At 40.1% G+C, this 19,373-nt stretch carries 18 protein-coding genes; 2 read left to right on the forward strand and 16 right to left on the reverse strand.

Annotated features, from left to right (window positions below; translation table 11 throughout):
• The first annotated feature begins 316 nt into the window (after positions 1–316).
• Positions 317–697 carry a DoxX family protein gene (locus tag IEX12_RS10275; RefSeq protein ID WP_088051666.1) on the forward strand — a complete coding sequence of 127 codons (381 nt, stop codon included), beginning with the start codon at positions 317–319 and terminating at the stop codon, positions 695–697.
• A gap of 229 nt (positions 698–926) precedes the next feature.
• Here the strand turns inward: IEX12_RS10275 and IEX12_RS10280 are convergent, their stop codons facing one another.
• From IEX12_RS10280 to IEX12_RS10335, 12 genes are all read right to left on the reverse strand, one after another.
• A complete protein-coding gene (locus IEX12_RS10280; RefSeq protein ID WP_088051667.1) occupies positions 927–2,156 on the reverse strand; it encodes a S1C family serine protease in 1,230 nt (409 codons plus the stop codon).
• 208 nt (positions 2,157–2,364) lie between these two features.
• On the reverse strand, positions 2,365–3,162 hold the full coding sequence (locus tag IEX12_RS10285) for an MBL fold metallo-hydrolase (RefSeq protein WP_088051668.1): 798 nt from the start codon (positions 3,160–3,162) through the stop codon (positions 2,365–2,367).
• Positions 3,159–4,079 (reverse strand): two-component system regulatory protein YycI, encoded by a 921-nt coding sequence (locus IEX12_RS10290; RefSeq protein WP_088051669.1) that lies wholly within the window; start codon positions 4,077–4,079, stop codon positions 3,159–3,161. Before IEX12_RS10290 ends, IEX12_RS10285 begins: the two co-directional genes overlap by 4 nt.
• Positions 4,080–4,081: 2 nt before the next feature.
• A complete protein-coding gene (locus IEX12_RS10295) occupies positions 4,082–5,380 on the reverse strand; it encodes a YycH family regulatory protein (RefSeq protein ID WP_102416233.1) in 1,299 nt (432 codons plus the stop codon).
• The gene (gene walK, locus IEX12_RS10300) at positions 5,380–7,203 is read right to left on the reverse strand and encodes a cell wall metabolism sensor histidine kinase WalK (protein ID WP_188725101.1); all 1,824 of its coding nucleotides are present in this window, start codon (positions 7,201–7,203) and stop codon (positions 5,380–5,382) included. Before walK ends, IEX12_RS10295 begins: the two co-directional genes overlap by 1 nt.
• A 5-nt stretch (positions 7,204–7,208) precedes the next feature.
• Positions 7,209–7,913: a response regulator YycF gene (gene yycF, locus IEX12_RS10305; RefSeq protein ID WP_088051672.1), complete on the reverse strand. Its 705-nt coding sequence runs from the start codon at positions 7,911–7,913 to the stop codon at positions 7,209–7,211.
• A gap of 597 nt (positions 7,914–8,510) precedes the next feature.
• On the reverse strand, positions 8,511–9,101 hold the full coding sequence (locus IEX12_RS10310) for a uracil-DNA glycosylase (RefSeq protein WP_102416235.1): 591 nt from the start codon (positions 9,099–9,101) through the stop codon (positions 8,511–8,513).
• Positions 9,102–9,306: 205 nt separating this feature from the next.
• Entirely contained in the window at positions 9,307–10,593 is a 1,287-nt protein-coding gene (locus IEX12_RS10315) for an adenylosuccinate synthase (protein ID WP_088051675.1), read from the reverse strand.
• A gap of 228 nt (positions 10,594–10,821) precedes the next feature.
• On the reverse strand, positions 10,822–12,192 hold the full coding sequence (gene dnaB, locus IEX12_RS10320) for a replicative DNA helicase (RefSeq protein WP_188725102.1): 1,371 nt from the start codon (positions 12,190–12,192) through the stop codon (positions 10,822–10,824).
• Positions 12,193–12,358: 166 nt separating this feature from the next.
• Positions 12,359–12,805 (reverse strand): 50S ribosomal protein L9, encoded by a 447-nt coding sequence (gene rplI / locus IEX12_RS10325; RefSeq protein ID WP_088051677.1) that lies wholly within the window; start codon positions 12,803–12,805, stop codon positions 12,359–12,361.
• The gene (locus IEX12_RS10330; protein WP_155554632.1) at positions 12,802–14,775 is read right to left on the reverse strand and encodes a DHH family phosphoesterase; all 1,974 of its coding nucleotides are present in this window, start codon (positions 14,773–14,775) and stop codon (positions 12,802–12,804) included. The genes rplI and IEX12_RS10330 overlap by 4 nt, the downstream gene beginning before the upstream one ends.
• A 119-nt stretch (positions 14,776–14,894) precedes the next feature.
• On the reverse strand, positions 14,895–15,839 hold the full coding sequence (locus IEX12_RS10335; protein WP_188725103.1) for a YybS family protein: 945 nt from the start codon (positions 15,837–15,839) through the stop codon (positions 14,895–14,897).
• Between the two features lie 420 nt (positions 15,840–16,259).
• Here IEX12_RS10335 and IEX12_RS10340 point away from each other — a divergent pair, with 420 nt between their 5' ends.
• Complete coding sequence (locus IEX12_RS10340) at positions 16,260–16,757, forward strand: DUF1189 family protein (RefSeq protein WP_102416240.1); 498 nt, start codon at positions 16,260–16,262, stop codon at positions 16,755–16,757.
• A gap of 87 nt (positions 16,758–16,844) precedes the next feature.
• Here the strand turns inward: IEX12_RS10340 and rpsR are convergent, their stop codons facing one another.
• The 4 genes from rpsR to ychF form a co-directional block, all read right to left on the reverse strand.
• Positions 16,845–17,075, reverse strand: coding sequence for a 30S ribosomal protein S18 (gene rpsR / locus IEX12_RS10345; RefSeq protein WP_088051681.1), 231 nt, complete (start codon positions 17,073–17,075; stop codon positions 16,845–16,847).
• Between the two features lie 73 nt (positions 17,076–17,148).
• Entirely contained in the window at positions 17,149–17,625 is a 477-nt protein-coding gene (ssb, locus tag IEX12_RS10350; protein WP_088051682.1) for a single-stranded DNA-binding protein, read from the reverse strand.
• A 15-nt stretch (positions 17,626–17,640) separates the two neighbouring features.
• Positions 17,641–17,931: a 30S ribosomal protein S6 gene (rpsF, locus tag IEX12_RS10355; protein WP_088051683.1), complete on the reverse strand. Its 291-nt coding sequence runs from the start codon at positions 17,929–17,931 to the stop codon at positions 17,641–17,643.
• A 229-nt stretch (positions 17,932–18,160) separates the two neighbouring features.
• Entirely contained in the window at positions 18,161–19,261 is a 1,101-nt protein-coding gene (ychF, locus tag IEX12_RS10360; RefSeq protein WP_088051684.1) for a redox-regulated ATPase YchF, read from the reverse strand.
• Positions 19,262–19,373: the final 112 nt, after the last annotated feature.

Consider the following 19,373-nt stretch of genomic DNA (forward strand, 5'->3'; position numbering starts at 1 on the left):
CCTATTCATTATAAAGGATTTTTTGTTGCCTAGACAGTCAAAAATCGAACATTACCAACATTTTTTATTATTAGATATAATTAATGCAATGCTAATGGTTTATAATAAGAGAAAAAATTTCTAATCACACGCTGCACTTCCTTTTTGCCTTACACGTTTGTTCTTTACATATACCGGAATTATACGTGTTGCTTGTCTACTTGGCAACAGGAATGCACTTTTTGGCAAAAATCAGGTAAAAAATACACCAAATGCTTGTCAAGGTTGTCTTATCCCTTGCATATATATGTAAAAAGTAACCTGGAGGTGTACCAAAATGAGAAAACTACCAATGATTAATTGGATTTGCTATGCTGTTGGTTATGTTTTTATAGCCACTGGGATAATGAAACTGCTGGTTGACGATTTCAAGGTAGTCTTTAGTAACCTGGCTATACCGTATCCGAATTCATTCTTATTTATCGTGGCTATTACCGAGATTGTATGCGGCACTCTGATTGTCAGCCGTCTCTATATGAAGCAGGCTACCGCACCACTTATTTTTATCATGCTGGCAGCACTCTTTCTTACCAAAATCCCAATTCTTACAACAAATCATGGGTTTCTTTCCTTCCTGTATGAGGCAAGACTTGACATTGTCATGCTTATTTTATTAATTTTGCTTTGGCAGCATGTGCCAGGAAAGAAATTGAATTAGGTTTCAACTTTGAAACGTTGCCCACCAATAAGAGTGTTTATAGGTATTAAATCACTGTATAACCGCTTCCTGACCATACCGGAAGCGGGAATTCCATTCTTTAATTAAAAAATTAACATGTAAATAACAAGTTATCCACAAACTTATCCACATATGCACAAAAGTTCGCTTTTATGCCAACCTATATTCATAAACAAAACTGCTCCAACTATCGGAGCAGTTTCTCTAACTAGCGCTGTTCACCTAATTTTATTGATGTTGATTGTTTTTTACCATCCCGGTAATACGTAATGTCTACAGTATCACCAATTTTCTTTTCATGGTACAGGATTTTCCTCAGGTCGATCATATTGAGGACTTCTTCTCCATCAAGATGGGTGATCACATCCAACCGTTTTAATCCTGCCTGGTCAGCTGGGGACATCGGTTCGATACTCCAGATATAAACTCCGCCTTCTACCTCTTTTGGTAAATTAAGCGTACTTTCCCACTCTGTTTGTGGTACTTCGTCAAGTGAATAGATTTCAACACCTAAGTATGGTCTGGTTACTTTTCCCTTTTCCGCTAATTCATTAATAATCGGGCTTGCAGTATCGATTGGAATAGCAAAGCCAATTCCTTCGACAGCTGTTTGATTAATTTTCATCGAGTTAATACCGATCAGCTGTCCTTCGATGTTAATCAGTGCACCTCCACTATTTCCAGGGTTAATTGCAGCGTCCGTTTGCAGTACCTCCGCCTGCCAGTCTGCCCGGCCATCCTGGTTGAAATCCTGCGGTATAGTCCGTTGTTTCCCACTTATGACACCTTGGGTAACAGAACCGGAGAACCTCATTCCCAGCGGATTACCGATTGCTATGGCTGGTTCGCCAACTTTTACATTTTCAGAAGATCCCATTTCGATTACGCCATCTACCTTGTCTTCCTTCATCCGTAATACGGCCAGGTCAGAAAACAAATCACTACCTAACAGCTCTGCTTTTAGATGGGTGTCATCGGCTAAAACCACTTCTAAAGCGTCAGCACCTTCCACGACATGGTGGTTCGTAATTACATACGCATAGCCATTCTCCTTTTTGTAAATAACCCCGGATCCTGTGCCTGCTTCACTTTCCTGTGCCTGCTGCTCCCAGAAATTTCCCTGCCTTTGAATATTGGAGACTCCAACAACGGCTGGGCTGACTTTTTCCACAATATCAGTAATTTGGCTGGACACATCAATATTTACATAATTGTTTTCCGCGGTGCCATTATCCTGAGCACCATTATTATCAGGCAGATTACCACTCTGTTCTGCCTCTTCTGTCCATGCATTTGGGAGTATATCGGATTTTAATAATGATGGCAATGCCACGATCACAACGGCAATCCCAATAATAACGCCTAACAGGACTGGAACCCAGCTCCGTTTCTTCTTATTGGAACCTGGCGGCGAATTTTGATTATCGTAATAGCCCATTTTTTCATCCCCTTCATTCTACCCATATCATATGTATGATTGATAAATATGATGCACATAGGAATTGAACAATAACAACTCCATTTGATACGGATATTAGTAAACTAATTAAACAGGAGGGATTTATCTCACGTCCGGCCTCTTGTACGCAGCGGTCAGTGACTCCCTCACCTGTGTACGATAAATTGGTTTGAATTCCACTTGTGTTTTAACCAACTTCATACAATGGTGTCGGCTTATATGGATCTGTATCACATAGTTCGATCATTTTATTTACATCGAGTCCGCGTTCTTTTAATACGTTGCCAACTGACATGCGAGCAAGATCCTTCATATTATTATCTTGACTTAAATGGGCTAAATAAATACGCTTCGTCCGATTGGAAATAATATCACATAAGGCAAGTCCGCTATCTTCATTGGAAACATGCCCGGAATCACCAAGAATCCGCCGTTTCACATTCCATGGATACCGTCCCATCCGCAGCATCTCTACATCATGGTTGGCTTCAAATATATATGCATCAGCATCTTCTACTGTTTTCTTGATCCGTTCGGAAACATATCCCAAATCAGTTACAAGTGCCACCTTTTGGCCATCGTGATGGAATGTGTAAAACATTGGTTCCGCGGCATCATGGGAAACCCCGAACGATTCTACATCGATATCACCGAATGTTTTCACCTCTTCCATGTCAAAGTAGAACTTCTGATCAAGTGCCAGCTTGCCTATTGCACCTTCCATTGCTTGCCACGTCTTTTCATTGGCATATATTGGCAGGTTATACTTTCGGGCAATAATCCCTAACCCTTTTATATGGTCACTATGTTCATGTGTTACGAGAATTCCGGTTAACGTTTTCGGATCTACCTGAACCCCGCTTAGCAAATCATCCATTTTCTTCCCGCTTACCCCTGCATCAACGAGTAACCCCTCCTTTTCTGAGGCTATATAAAAGGCGTTCCCCGTACTCCCTGATGCCAGCACACTAAAACGTAATGTCATTCCACTTCACTCCGGTTAATTGTTTCTAATTTTAAATCGAGCTGATCAATGATTTCTTGAAAATCCTTATCATCCTTTATTTTTGCAAGCGAATTTTTGATAGATGTCATCGTATCTTCAAGAAATGTACTATCATCATTGGAAAAGGCAAACCCTTCGATCGCATGAATAAAATAATTTCGCTCCCCATTTACGGTAATTTTCCATGTTGGTGCGAATATTAACTCATCACTTGCCATTGGCTGGGCTGAATAATAGCCTATTTTTGCATCGGTAATTTCTTCACCGGTATGCAGCTCATACTGGTTATATAAAGCATCAATTGCCCTAATTGGTTTAATCAACGGCTTTTTACTATTATCAAAATCCTTGTTTTCCTCGCCCAGCATTGTTTGTGTATAAAACGTAATTTCATTCTTGTCATTCAAAAAAACCAGCAGCAGTCCTTTTTGATTGTAGTAGATTGGCTGATTATTTTTCTCTTGAAAGAACATAATCACATTCAGATCTTTATTCCAGCCCCAATAATCATAGCTATCCGGTGACAGAACATTATTTTTGACAATTTCTTTCACTTCATCGCTATCTTTAACCGGGATAGGCTTGTCAAATTTTGATACAATCGTTTTATCTTCAACCAGTGCTATCTTTTGATTATCAGATGCCGCAAGTTTGCTTAGATCTGTATCCGTAAAGTTCTTTTGTTTCACTGAGATATAAGATTCTTCCAGTTCTCCTTCAGGCAAGTCCGGTATTTTGATATCCTCCAATTTTAATTGCTGTTCAATAGAAGATTCCTGCTTTTCCATTACAGCAAGGTCATTCTCTTTCTGTTTATCAAGAAATTGCATCAGCAAGTAAACGTCAAGAACAAGGAAACAGAGGATAAACAGTGTTTTTATTTGACTCCATTGCATCCTCAGCCCCCCTTTTTATTCGGTGATAATTCATCAAAATTTATTTCCTGCCAGCTTCCATTATAGTTAATATACCAAGCAGGTTTTAGTGTTAAATAAAAGGATAAATCATCCTCTTCATATACCAAATGGTAACCGATTTGGATATCATCAATGTTTTCCGCTTTATAGCTTGCGTTTTCAATAAAATAGATGACATCGTTTCCGGACCGCAACTTTACTGAACTTCCACCTATTGGGGGGCTATTATAACTAAATAACGGCCGCTGGTATTTATACAGTTGCTGGTTACGCCATTCCTGTTCGATCACGGCTAAACTGCTGTTAAATACCGGATAACCATCATAATACATCCGGAAACGGACAAAATTAGTAGATGGCCTTAGTTCCTCAAGATTAAAATCTCCCGTCCAGCCTTTTTGTTCATTAATACTAGCCATGCTTGTTTCCAATAAATCAAATGCTCTCATCCGTTCGTAGTTCGTATTGAGTGGATTTACGAATTCAATGCTCCGGCCATCTTCTTTGACGCGCATTCCCCTGGCACTATCCGTATAATAAGTCTCTCCGACATTGGTGACATCACGTCTGACGATTTCCGGATTACGGAACAAGGCATCCACTAGATTATCCGGATCAATATTTTTAATCGTCAATTTCCGCTCGGTCATTTCCTGTAAATTTTTCGGTACATAAATTGGAATACCAGATTCTTTATATTGAATATATTCGCTTAACCCCTCCTGTTTTGTTAGATAAGCCCATAATTGATTATATTTTTTAGAGTTGTTAACGATCGCACTTGCCCGTCTATCTCCACTCGTTGAAAGAAATTGTATTTCCAATGATGAATCGTTTGGGTGAAACGTAATAAACACCCGTTGAAACGACCACTCTGGTAAATCAGGTTCCTCATCAAATGTAAAAAGGTCATCTGCTATTTCCATTGGCAATTCATCTGGAAATAATAATTCAATCTGATAATCGTCATCTGGTGGACCGTTTGCCTCACTTGTTTTAAAGTTGTACAGTACCCAGGACTGCATATCCTGATACAAGGATTGCCCTTCCACTGGATTGGAAAAACCATAATAACGGCTATTGATTTGAAAAATAATGTTTTTTGGCGCGACAACATCCTTCTTGGTCAAATTGCCTTGTCCACCGATATCGGCCTCGGCATAATCCATATCTCCCAAAAACTTTAAATTAGGCTTGAAACTCCAAAGTGCCAATGTTAGTAGCAAGCTAACGCCAACCAATATGACCAGAACAAACGTCTTAACCGTTTCAAATTTCATCAGCTTCCCCTCCGCTTCTGGTTCATTAGCGGAAGTGTAAAGAAAACAGTTGTTCCTTTACCTTTTTTGCTTTTTGCCCAAATTTTACCGTGGTGAGCTTCCACCAATTCTTTGGCAATCGCCAACCCTAAGCCTGTTCCGCCAAGTTTTCTCGTTCTTGCTTTATCTGCCCGGTAAAAGCGGTCAAATATTTTATCAACCTTATCATAGGAAATACCGATACCTTCATCTTGAATACTTACTACCAGCTGATGCCGCTGTTTTTCAATTCCAATACGAATGATACCACCCTCCGGGGAATATTTAATGGCATTGGAAATAATATTATCTAATACTTGTGTCATTTTATCCTTGTCCATCCAAACATAATACTGACCCTCTGGTAATTCGCGTCTTAGTTCAATTCCCTCATATGCGTTCATCTCAAACCGATCAATAATGTGATGTATGTAGGCCATAAAATCCGTTTTTTCCTTATGCAAGCCATAATCCTTATTATCCATTTTCGAAAGCTGCAATAGATCATTTACCATCCGTATCATTCGTTCTGTTTCATTTTGCGTGACACGTAAAAATTTCGGTGCTATGGTTTTATCCTTCCATGCGCCATCCGTCAACGCCTCAATATAACTGCGCATTGTCGTTAATGGTGTTCGCAGTTCATGGGAAACATTGGAGACAAATTCCCGGCGTTCCTGCTCTACCTTCTCTTGTTCCGTTACGTCACTAATTACAGTAATAAAGCCGATAACATCATCTTCATTATCCGATATCGTGGAAAAATTGGCCCGAATCAGGAATATGTCCTGATCCTCACTCAAATCAATAACGATTGATCCACTATCAGGCAGTTCAGATAGATCTACATCTTTTTCTCCCAGTTGTAATACATCAAGTAAAAATTCGCCTTTTACATCATCAGGGTTTTCACCAATAAGCTTTGCAGCCGCTTCATTCATTAACGTAATCGCTCCCGTTCCATCCGTTGCAATAACGCCGTCTGACATATTGGATAGGACAGAGCTGAGCTTACGCCTTTCTTCTTCGATTGTCGCATACGAGTGTCTAAGCTGATCGTTCATATCGTTGAACGTTTCGGCGAGATTACCAATTTCATCAGCAGCATAGACATTTACTTTCTGAGTAAAGTCCCCTTTTGCCATCGTTTGTGCCTGCCTGCGCATTTCGGTAATTGGTTTCGTAATCGTTCTGGCAACGAGAATACCTAAAAAAGCGGAAACGATGATGGCAAGGATCGAGGCCCGCAAAAATATCTGGTTGATTTCTTCCAGCTGATCATAAACCTCTTCAAGTGAAGCTTCTAAATAAATAGCACCGACGACATCTTCTCCTACTTTAATTGGTTCCACTTTTACAAATATACGATTACCGGTAGAACTAAGCATTGTGTTTTGGTACAATGCACCATAGGAAATGGCTTTCGTAATAAGGTCATCCGTTGTTTTTTTGCCGATTTTATCCTTATCCGCGTAATTATTGGCTCCCATAACCCGTCCGACATTATTTACAACCTGTAAATTGGTAATTGCCTCTGGATCAACATTGTTAACAATATCCTGTACTTTTTCCTGGAGTGTAGGTTCTGTCCCATCTTCCTTATCGCCTCCCGAAAAAGCTTCGTTCAGGTTATAGGACAAATATTCAACCCGCTTATTAACGGAGTCTTTAAAATTAGTCGTCAACTGGTTTTCGAGCTCTCTGGCAAAATATGACCCAATCACTTGTACTGCAATTAATAAAAGCAGGATATAAATAATAATAAATTTTAATTGTATTGATCGGAAAAAACCGACTTTATTCATAAAACCTACTCCTCGCCAGGATTACGCAAATAATAACCAACTCCACGGCGTGTTACGATCCACACTGGATTACTTGGACTCTCCTCAATTTTTTCACGTAGTCGTCTTACCGTTACGTCAACCGTCCGTACGTCACCGAAGTAATCATAGCCCCATACTGTCTCAAGCAAATGCTCACGTGTCATAACCTGGCCAATATGGCGGGCCAAATAATGCAGCAATTCAAATTCACGATGGGTAAGTTCCACTTGTTCCCCATCACGTGTAACCGCATATGCATCCGGGTGAATGACCAAATTTCCCATAACGATATCTTTTGTCGCTTTCACCGTATCATCTGGCACATGCTGCTGCCTTCTCAGATTCGCCTTGACCCGGGCAATCAGTTCACGATTACTGAATGGCTTTGTTACATAGTCGTCCGCACCAAGCTCGAGCCCCAAAACTTTATCAATCTCTGCATCCTTTGCCGTTAACATGATAATCGGCATGGTTTGTGTTTTGCGAATTTCGCGGCATACTTCATTGCCATCCTTATTCGGAAGCATAATGTCCAATAAAACCAAATCAGGTTTTTCTGTCTCGGCAAGCTCAATTGCCTCATCCCCATCATAGGCACAAACCACCTGATAGCCTTCTTTTTCCAAGTTGAATTTCAATATATCTGCAATTGGCTGTTCATCATCCACAACTAATATCTTCTGACTCATTATCAGTCACATCCTTTTGGCGATTGTTCGAAAAAGTCCGGTAAAAATGACACATCGGGATAGGGGATCCTCAACTAAGTACCGACACGTCGTGTGTCGAACGTCGAAGTCACCACATCCTGTGAAAGCCAGTTGGCTTGTTTCTTCGCTGTTTGGCGAATAGTAGCACGATGTGAATTCGAGGAAGCTTTCCACGGTACTTTCACTACGCCGCCTCGAAACTTCCCGGTCTTTTTTATCCTCTTTTTTTAACATACTTTTTATCACACATGCTTTTGTCTATTTTACCGTACTTTGCAAGAAATGTCTTTAGTTGCAATTCTTTAATTGGAGAAACAGATGAAGGATACAGTAGAGGGTATGCCGACGCCTGAGCGCAAGCCCGTTTTTAGTCGACCTTACTTATCCGAACGAGGGGATGTTCGACTAAGAACGCCACGTCCGCATGTCTTCGTCGAACTGACCTACATCCTGTAGGCCCGACTTATCGTACACGCGTTAATGGAAAGGTGGGGAAGGAAAGAAAATCCCCACTGAATAAAGTTTCTCTTTATCTATGGCAATCGCAAAAACCAGCATTTTTTGGTAAACCAAGTATTATTCTGTTTCAATATTTTTCCTGTTATAGTAACAATTTGCAAGGTATTGCCAGTCCTCAAGAAACAGCTTCCAAAGATTGGGACGGCGCCGGACAGCTAACGGATGATAGGCTGTTGCGGTTTGATACCCGCGCACATGATGGAGCGCACCCCTTAATGATTTCACATCTGCATCACGATCACGAAAAAAGGACTGTACCGCAACATTCCCTAAACAGAAAATGAAAGTGGGCTGTTTAACCTGAAGCTGCTGTTCCAAATGGTTCATACAAATCGTTCTGGCTATCTTTTTATCATAAGCTCGTACAGGTTTTCTTTTCAGGATAAATGTCACATACAAGTCATGCATAGCTAATCCGGCATGGTTTGCAGCTTTTTGCAACGTTTGCCTTGTCCCACATACAAATGGATTTCCTTCGCGGTTTTCCCTTGACCCTGGATTATCAAGGAGAATCAGGATAGGGGCATCGGGATTTCCTTCTCCCCACACCATTCGTGAACCATGCTTATAAAGACCACATTCCTTGCAAGCTTTCACATTTTCAGGTGTTGGTTCCTCCGGCCATAGAACCGGGCAAAATTCTGACATTAGTCACTCCTCCTGAATTATGGGATGATGACCTTTAGTGTACCCAATTCCGGTTTGTTTTACGGAGGCAGGAAATATCTCTCCATAATAAAATTTAAAAACTCTACCTGGCTTGTTTAAAGCCTGTAGAGTTTTTTGGCTCTCGCTATCTAATACGTCGGTTAAAGAAAAAACATGCAATATGGCGAAGAGGCTGATTTTCACGTTAACTATAAACGCTTCTTACAAGATTTGTTTGCGAGCGATCAGGCCCAACAGAAAAAATCGACAGTGGGATCTCGGAAAGCTGGGCAATTCGCTCCAAATAATGGCGAGCATTAGCCGGCAATTCGTGAAGGCTTTTTACCCCAGTAATATCCTCCGTCCAGCCTGGCATTTCTTCATAAACAGGCTCACATTCCGCTAATACAGCAAGACTTGCCGGGAATTCATTGATTATTTCGCCTTTATAGCGATATGCCACGCAAATCTTTACTGTTTCGATTCCTGTTAATACGTCTAAAGAATTAAGAGATAAATCCGTAATTCCACTGACACGGCGGGCATGACGGACAACAACACTATCAAACCAGCCAACTCGGCGCGGGCGTCCTGTCGTTGTTCCATATTCACGTCCAACCTCACGAATTTGATTGCCAATTTCGTCCTGCAGCTCTGTCGGGAACGGTCCATCACCGACACGAGTCGTATATGCTTTTGACACGCCAACAACATGATCAATTTTTGTAGGACCAACACCAGAGCCAATTGTTACACCGCCGGCAATCGGATTTGATGATGTCACAAATGGATATGTTCCTTGGTCAATGTCGAGCATGACGCCTTGAGCACCTTCAAATAATACACGGCGGCCTTCGTCCAATGCCTCATTTAATACGACTGATGTATCACATACATATTTTGCAAGCTGTTGTCCGTACTCATAATATTCTTCCAAAATATCTTCTACATTTATCGATTTTACCTCATAAACCTTTTCGAAAAGGCGATTTTTTTCTCTTAGATTTTGTTCAAGCTTGGTACGGAATACTTCTTTATCAAGCAAGTCGGCGATACGTATACCGCATCTTGCTGCCTTATCCATATAGGCAGGTCCGATTCCCTTTTTTGTTGTACCAATTTTATGAATCCCTTTATCTTCTTCCTGAAGAATATCCAATTTAATATGATACGGCAATATAATGTGTGCCCTGTTACTAATACATAAATTGTCTGTATTAATGTTTCGTTCGTGCAAATAGGCAATTTCTTCTACAAACGCTTTTGGATCAATTACCATGCCATTTCCTAATACACATGTTTTATCCGAAAAGAAAATACCAGATGGAATTAAATGCAGCTTATACGTAATATCGTCAAACTTTATCGTATGACCAGCATTATTACCACCCTGATAACGTGCTACAACCTCTGCATTTTGGGAAAGAAAATCGGTAATTTTACCTTTGCCTTCATCTCCCCATTGTGTGCCAACTACTACTACCGAGGACATAGTGCACCTCCATATGATTATCATTTGTCTTTTTAGTAAGTAACATAGCAAGTTTATCAATTAATGAATGATAAGTCAATTTAAACACGAACAATATTAGATTTATACCACTGATTGTTCGCCTAGGTTATTAAACCTTGTTTTTAGTTTCACTAGTTTCTGCATTATAATACTACAGGAACCATAAAAAAACAGCCCTCGTCTTGATGAAGGCTGTTTGCTACAAGTTTATACTGGAACGGGCGGAATCTCACTTTCCTGGTAACGATGATCCAAATCAACGAATTTATTGTATTCTTTCACAAATGCAAGTTCAACGGTACCAACCGGACCGTTACGTTGTTTGGAAATAATTATCTCAATAATATTTTGTTTTTCCGACTCCTGATCATAGTAATCATCGCGATATAAGAATCCAACAATATCGGCATCCTGCTCAATACTTCCAGATTCACGCAGATCGGACATCATTGGACGTTTATCCTGGCGCTGCTCAACTCCACGGGAAAGCTGTGATAAGGCAATTAAAGGCACATTCAATTCACGGGCCAGTCCTTTTAACGAACGGGAAATCTCGGAAACTTCCTGTTGCCTGTTTTCCCGTGAATTTCCACTTCCTTGAATGAGCTGCAAATAATCAATTAAAATCATACCCAAGCCATGTTCCTGTTTTAAGCGGCGGCATTTGGAGCGAATTTCACTGACACGAATTCCTGGTGAATCGTCGATATAAATACCGGCATTTGACAAACTTCCCATCGCCATCGTCAGCTTGCTCCAATCGTCGGCCTCAAGACTGCCGGTTCTCAGTCGTTGCGCATCAATGTTTCCCTCAGCACAGAGCATCCGCTGAACAAGCTGCTCAGCACCCATTTCCAGACTGAAAATCGCTACATTTTCATCCGTATTGATGGCGACATTTTGGGCAATGTTTAGGGCAAATGCTGTTTTACCAACAGATGGACGGGCTGCAATAATGATAAGATCATTGCGCTGAAACCCTGAAGTTATCCGATCAAGGTCACGATACCCGGTTGGCACGCCCGTTACATCGCCCTGACGGTTATGGAGCATTTCAATATCATCATAAACTTCAATTAAAACATCTTTAATCGATTTAAATGCACCGGAATTTTGCCGGTGAGAAACTTCCAAAATATTTTTTTCCGCTTCGTTTAGGACGTCATCAACTTCATCTTCTCTTTCGTAACCAGTTGTTACAATGTCTGTTGCCGTACGAATTAATCGCCGCAGGATGGATTTTTCTTCAACAATTTTACTGTAATAACCAATGTTAGCTGCAGTCGGAACACTTCCGGCTAAATCCGTCAAATAGGAAACACCACCAACCTCATCCAGCAGCTTTGCATTCGACAGGGCTGTTGTTACCGTTACAAGATCAATTGGTTCTCCAAGATCGGAAAGCTTCATCATTGTTTCGTAAATACGCTGATGACTAGCCCGATAAAAGTCTTCCGGCATTAATATTTCCGAGCTTTGTGAAAATGCTTCCGGTTCAAGAAAGATAGCGCCAATAACTGCTTGTTCTGCTTCTATGTTGTGTGGCGGTGTTCGCTCACCATTCCAATTTTCAACCATTTGTTTCTCCCCCTCATACCGAGGTCTTCCAGTAATGTAAAGAAATCGGTTTTTACACCGATTTCTTGCAAGCAAAGTCAGCGTTCATAATGAAAAATCGGTAACCCCTTAGATTACCTTTTTTCCATTTTTATCGCTTCTGACTTCAAAATTCGCTTAATCTTTCTTATTTTTCCGCAACATGCACTTTAATCGACCCGGATACATCAGGATGGAGCTTAACAGGAATCGTTGTATAGCCCAATGCACGGATCGGTTCATCCAGTTCAATTTTGCGTTTATCAATCTTATATCCATGTTCTTTTTCTAAGGCCTCAGCAATCTGTTTACTAGTGATCGAACCAAATAAACGTCCGCTGTCACCCGATTTTGCTTTTAGTTCTACTGTAAGATCAGCAAGTGTATCCTTTAGTTCCATTGCTTCTTCTTTTTCCTTTTGTTCTTCTTGCATCGCTTTACGTTTTTTAGCCTCAAGTGCTTTCATATTTCCCTGGGTCGCTTCTTCGGCTAATTTATTTTTCAATAAATAGTTACGCGCATAGCCATCCGATACATTTTTTACTTCCCCTTTTTTGCCTTTCCCTTTTACATCTTTTAAGAATATAACCTTCATTCTGTCTCTCCTCCTCCAAAATATTCCTCAAGGATATCTTTTAATAATGCTTCTGCATCATCAATTGTTGTATCTTTTATTTGTGTCGCTGCATTTGTTAAATGGCCGCCACCATTCATTTTTTCCATGATAATCTGAACATTGACATCACCAAGGGATCTTGCGCTTATTCCAATTCTACCATCTTCCCGTTCAGAAATAACGAAAGAAGCATTAATTCCAGTCATTGTCAAAAGGGTGTCGGCTGCTTGCGCAATAAGCACGGAACCATAAACTTCGCCAGGTTTTCCTTTTGCAATTGCAATTGAATGGCGATAAACCTGCGCTCGTTCGATTAACTTGCTGCGCTTAATATATAATTTTAAATCCTCTTTCATAAATTGCTGCACCAATACAGTATCCGCACCCTTTGATCGTAAATAGGAGGCTGCATCAAAGGTTCTTGAGCCAGTTCGCAATGTAAAACTTTTTGTATCAACAATAATACCCGCGAGCAGTGCAGAGGCCTCCAGCATTTTAAGCTTCAGCGTTTTGGGCTGGTATTCCAGAAGTTCTGTGACAAGTTCTGCTGTGGATGATGCATATGGCTCCATGTAAACTAGTGTTGGATTTTCTACAAATTCCTCAGCGCGCCGGTGATGATCAATTACTACTTTAAAGTCTGTTTTATTTAGCAGTCGCTCATCAGCCACCATTGAAGGTTTGTGTGTGTCAACAACAACAACCAAGCTCCTGCTTGATAGGAGTGCTTCTGCTTCATCCGGTTCAATAAAATGCTTCCATAAACTTTCTTCCGCTTTAATTGCATCAACTAACCGATAAACCCCTGTATCGACATCATCAGGATCAAACACAATATAGCCCTCTACTTCATTGGCTTTTGCAATATTCAAAATCCCAATCGCAGCACCGATCGAATCCATATCAGGCGATTTATGTCCCATTATTATCACATTGTCACTTTCTTTTACAAGCTCTTTTAACGCATGAGAAATAACACGAGCACGTACTCTGGTGCGTTTTTCCATGGGATTGGTTTTCCCACCATAAAAGCGCACCTTCCCTAAGTCGTCTTTGATTGCTACCTGATCTCCACCCCGTCCCAGCGCTAGATCAAGACTGGATTGAGCCAGTTCTCCAAGCGCTGGAAGTGTCATGCCGCCATACCCAACCCCGATACTTATCGTAACCGGTACATTTTGTTCTGCATTAAGTTCCCTGACTTCATCCAAAATATCGAACTTGGATTGTTCCAATTTCCTTAAAATTTCCTTGGTGGCAACTGCTAAAAATCGTTCCTGCGATGTTCGCTTTAAATAGATTCCATAAGCATGCGACCAGCTGTTTAAAGCGGAGGTAACTTTGGAATTCAGTTGACTCTTCAAGGTATCATCCATGTTTTGGGTGATTTCTTCATAGTTGTCTAAAAAGATAATTGCTAAAACCGTTTGCTCATTTTGGTAAAGTGTTTGAATTTTATTCTGTTCGGTTCGGTTAAAGAAATATAATAATCGTTCTTCCTTTTTGATAACTGTTTGAAACTCATAGCCTTCCAACTCAAAGCCTACTTCATCTTTTCCTTCTTTAATCATTGGCATCAGGTCTTCGGACAGTAAATTCAGATGTTTGCCGACCAATGTATCTTCATCAGCAAAACGATTCATATACGGATTTGCCCATTCAATAAAGTAGTCTTCGTTATACAGGACAATTCCAATTGGCATTTCCAATAACGCTTCTTCCCCTACCTTTTTAATTCGATGGGAGAGCGTTGCGATATATTCTTCTGTTTCATTTATAATTGTCTTTTCTGTTTGTATACTATAATAAAAGGACGCAGCCAAAAACAGTGTCATTAACAGTCCTAATATCCATTGATAATACCATATCACACCAAGCAAAATGATTGATAATAAATAAATAATCCATAAATGCCTGCTAAGTGCCGGTTTTTTTTGCAAATCTGTCATAGAATTCACTCCATAACCTTAATAGTGTGTGTTCAAAAAGTTGCCATATTAGAAACAGGCGAGCGCCCGAGTCCACTGCTTTCATTTGGTAACTTTTTGAACATCCTCTATTTCGAACTCTATTTCTTTTCCTCTGAAATTCGATCCCGCAGCCGAAAACCTATATCAATTATACCTAAGATGCGAACCAGATAAAGCAGAAATGGTACAAATACAGCTAAAATTACACTCAAAATCGGTAATACTCTTGATTTGTTTTTCTGGTGTGCAAAAAAGAAGATTAGTGAAAACCCTTGGATAACCATTAATAATCCCGCCAGCATTAAAACATTACTAACCGCCAGGAATAGTGTTCCGTTCGGATCCAATTCAAAAAACGAAAAAATTAACGCGAAAAAGTAAATCCAGACAAGTGACACCGGAAGCGTCAAATTACGAAATGGCGGAAACTTGTAATCCTTGTTTTCCAATCGATTGATCACCTTATAGCTGAGCCATTGACTCACCAAGGCAAGTATAATACTAATAACTGCAATCCCGACTGGTATTAAATTCTTTAGCATATCCATTTGCTGTTCTACAAGTGCTAATTGTTCAGCAGCTTGATCGGTAAGGCCAAACTGTTCCATCAATTTCTGACTCTGCTCCATTGATTGGTCAATCATTGCATTGATTTGTTCTACGATATTGACATCAAGCACAAGTTGAGTTATTAAAAAGAGCAATACCAATCCAATTACGAATCCCACTGTTCCACGTGCCCACGTTTCATAGGCGGACAAATTTCTGTACATCGCACTGCCAATCATAATTCCGCCAAGCCCCATTAACACAGTTATTGGAGCGGAAAATACTGTAGTAAATAAAGCCGATAGGATAAGGGTCGCTACCAGCACTAATAATGAAGGCTTCCAATCATATCTGGAAGCAAAGACAATAAACGGAATTGGCAAAAGGAGCATAGCTAAAACGCCAATTAAAGGCGCCAGCATCGCTACCAGAAATAGAACAATATAGATAGCCGTAAATAGTGCTCCCTCTGTCAACATTTTAGATCGATTCATTAATTGCACCTCTTATGTGTTACATCCTTATTAATCCTATTATAATATGATAACATTTTTTATAGACAATTTGGTGTTGAAAATTGTAGAAATAATTATTTCCCGGGCAATTGCAGTAATTAGTCAGGAAAGGTCAATTTATTTTTGTTGTGTTTCTACTGAACCTGTCGAGCAGAAACGTATTTGGGAGCTTGCTGCTTGACGTTAATACGGAAGAAAAGTTAATCATGATGTAACATTCATAAAGCGCATTTTCCAACGTTTTTTATTATAATAGGAGAGATGTTAATTTTAAATAGGATAATTTTGAACAAAGTGGATGACGGAACAGTATCAACTCGGGATGTCTACTTACCTGCTAACAGCTGATATTCACTGAAATTGGCGCTTACGCTTTGTTCATTATAAGGATGGATTTATATGATCTTTCTGGAAGCATTACGAACCAGTATTAGATTGCCAGCTAAAAAGGCAATGTTTACATTAAACCGGATTGGTATGGATATTACTGTAGTGTATATGTTTATTCTGCTAATACTTGTCTCTATTCCATCATTAATCGACCGGTTATCCGTATCCAGCGGTACAGCCGCCGATGTACAGCTGTTTTTTTTACTGATGTATTTTTTTATTTTCTATTATCTCCCATTAGTAATCTTTGTATTTGTTGTGCTTTCTGCAGTTGCTTATGTTGGTGTACTCATCAGCCGCGCTCTATACCGGAAAATCCGTTTCGCGATATTGTGGAAAATGTGCGCTTATACGACAACTATGCCCTTTCTAATTTATACCGTTGTCGCCCTTATTATCCCGATAAATGACAATTGGTTATGGTTATTCCTGTTGTATACCTTTATTTTAATGATAAAAATAATTATTGTTTATCCGAGACGGAAAAAACGGCCAGGTCGAAAATGACTAAACCATCTGATAATGCCCCCTACAAAAATAAAAGAAAAAGGCCTTTTCGTAACGTGAAATATTACGAAAAAGCCTTTCCTTTATTTACTCCGATACGTAAGGCAATAATGCCATTGTACGAGCACGTTTGATTGCTTTTGTCAGTTTACGTTGATATTTTGCAGATGTTCCTGTTACACGGCGTGGAAGAATTTTTCCGCGCTCTGAAACAAAACGTCTTAGCAAATCAACATCTTTATAGTCAATGTGTGTGATTCCGTTCGCTGTGAAGTAACACACTTTACGACGCTTTGCGCGTCCGCGACGAGCTGCCATTAGTACCCCTCCTTTTTACTTGTTGTTCAAAAGTCCCAAGCTTATTACTTGGTAACCTCTTGGACAGCATTTTCTAGAATGGTAAATCATCGTCTGATATATCAATTGGCTCCCCGTTATTGGCAAACGGGTTCGCTTGATTTTGATTCTGCTGGTTTTGGTTCTGATTCTGACTTTGATTCTGATTTGGCTGGAAACCAGGTGCTCCTTGGCTTCTATTTGGCGACGATCCTTTTGATTCCAAAAATTGTACACTATCCGCGACAATTTCCGTGACATAAACGGTTTTGCCGTCTTGTCCTTCATATCTACGTGTTTGGACACGACCATCGACACCTATCATACTACCTTTTTTCATGTAGTTCGCAAGGTTTTCTGCCGGCCTGCGCCACACAACACAATTGATAAAATCGGCTTCCCGTTCACCTTGCTGATTGGAAAAAGGTCGATTAACCGCAATTGTAAAGTTAGCTACTGCCACTCCAGTTGCTGTATAACGTAAATCCGGATCCTTCGTTAATCTGCCAACTAGTACGACACGATTCAACATCAGAACCACCCCTTATTATTGATCTTCTTCTCGAATTGCCATATGACGAATGATGTCATCAGAGAATTTCGCTTGACGATCAAATTCATTAATTGCTTTTTCATCGCTTGCGAAATTAATTACGACATAATAGCCATCACGATAGTCTTGAATTTCATATGCAAGACGGCGTTTGCCTTTTTCGTCAACTTTTTCAATCTCCGCCCCATTATCAGTTAACACTTTATTGAAACGCTCCATCAAGTTGTTTAGCGCTTCCTCTTCCATGTCTGGGCGGATGATGTACATAATTTCGTATTTTGTCATCCGTTACACCTCCTTTTGGTCTTAGCGGCCCTTATCTATTGTCCAGCACAAGTCTATCCTGCACTTTTCTCAATAAGAGCAAGGAGTAATCTTCAGTAATTACTCACAATAGTGTATTATAGCAAACAAAACCGTAAAAAACAACTTTTCGAGAGAATCCAAATTATACGTTATCTAATATCTTACTTCCAGCATCTGACCTCTGGCTTCTGATCTCCGACCCCCGGTATCATACATTAAACCGGAAATGAATAACATCCCCGTCCTGCACAACATAATCCTTTCCTTCCAATCGGACTTTTCCATTTTCACGAGCTTGTGCCATTGACCCTGCAGCAATCAGATCATCGTAGGAAACTGTTTCTGCGCGAATAAACCCTCGTTCAAAATCAGTATGAATGATTCCAGCTGCTTGTGGTGCTTTAATGCCTTTCCGGAATGTCCATGCCTTTACTTCCTGTTCACCCGCTGTAAAGTATGTCGCAAGCCCTAACAGGCTGTACGAGGCCTTAATGAGCTTATCAAGGCCTGATTCCCGAATACCCAATTCCTCAAGAAACATTTCCTTTTCATCCTGATCAAGCTCGGCAATTTCTTCTTCAATTTTGGCGCAAACCACAATCACCTCGGCATTTTCACTTGCCGCGTAATCTTTAACCTTTTGCACATTTTCATTTATCCCGGGGTCGGCAACTTCATCTTCCTTTACATTGGCAACATACAACGTTGGTTTACTTGTTAATAGATGAAGACCTTTGACAATGTTCCACTGTTCATCATTGAATTCCAAGGCACGTGCAGGTATTTCCTCTTCAAACGCCGTCTTTAATTTGCTAAGCACCTCATATTCAAGAACAGCATTCTTGTCCTTCTGCCTTGCCAGTTTTTCCACCCGTTGATATCGTTTATTAACTGTTTCCAAATCAGCTAAAATCAGCTCGAGATTAATAATTTCAATATCATCGATTGGATCGACTTTACCTGATACATGGGTAATATTTTCATCTTCAAAACAACGGACAACCTGACAAATCGCATCAACCTGGCGAATGTGGGATAAAAATTGATTTCCCAAACCTTCTCCTTTACTTGCACCTTTCACAATACCTGCAATATCAGTAAATTCAAATGCAGTCGGTACAGTCTTTTTCGGATTCACTAATTCTGTTAATTTATTTAAGCGATCGTCTGGAACTTCGACAATTCCAACATTCGGGTCGATCGTTGCAAACGGATAATTAGCTGCTTCTGCTCCCGCCTGCGTAATTGCATTAAATAACGTAGATTTCCCTACGTTTGGAAGTCCGACAATTCCTGCTGTTAAAGACATTCAACTTTCACTCCTTAAGGATTCCATTCCATGAACGCGTTCGATATACCAATTATAAGTACAAGCCTGTAAATTGACAAGTTATCAAAAAGCAAAAATAGGCATTCCAAGA

This window comes from Lentibacillus populi (assembly GCA_014642895.1).
GTDB classification, from domain to species: domain Bacteria; phylum Bacillota; class Bacilli; order Bacillales; family Amphibacillaceae; genus Lentibacillus_C; species Lentibacillus_C populi.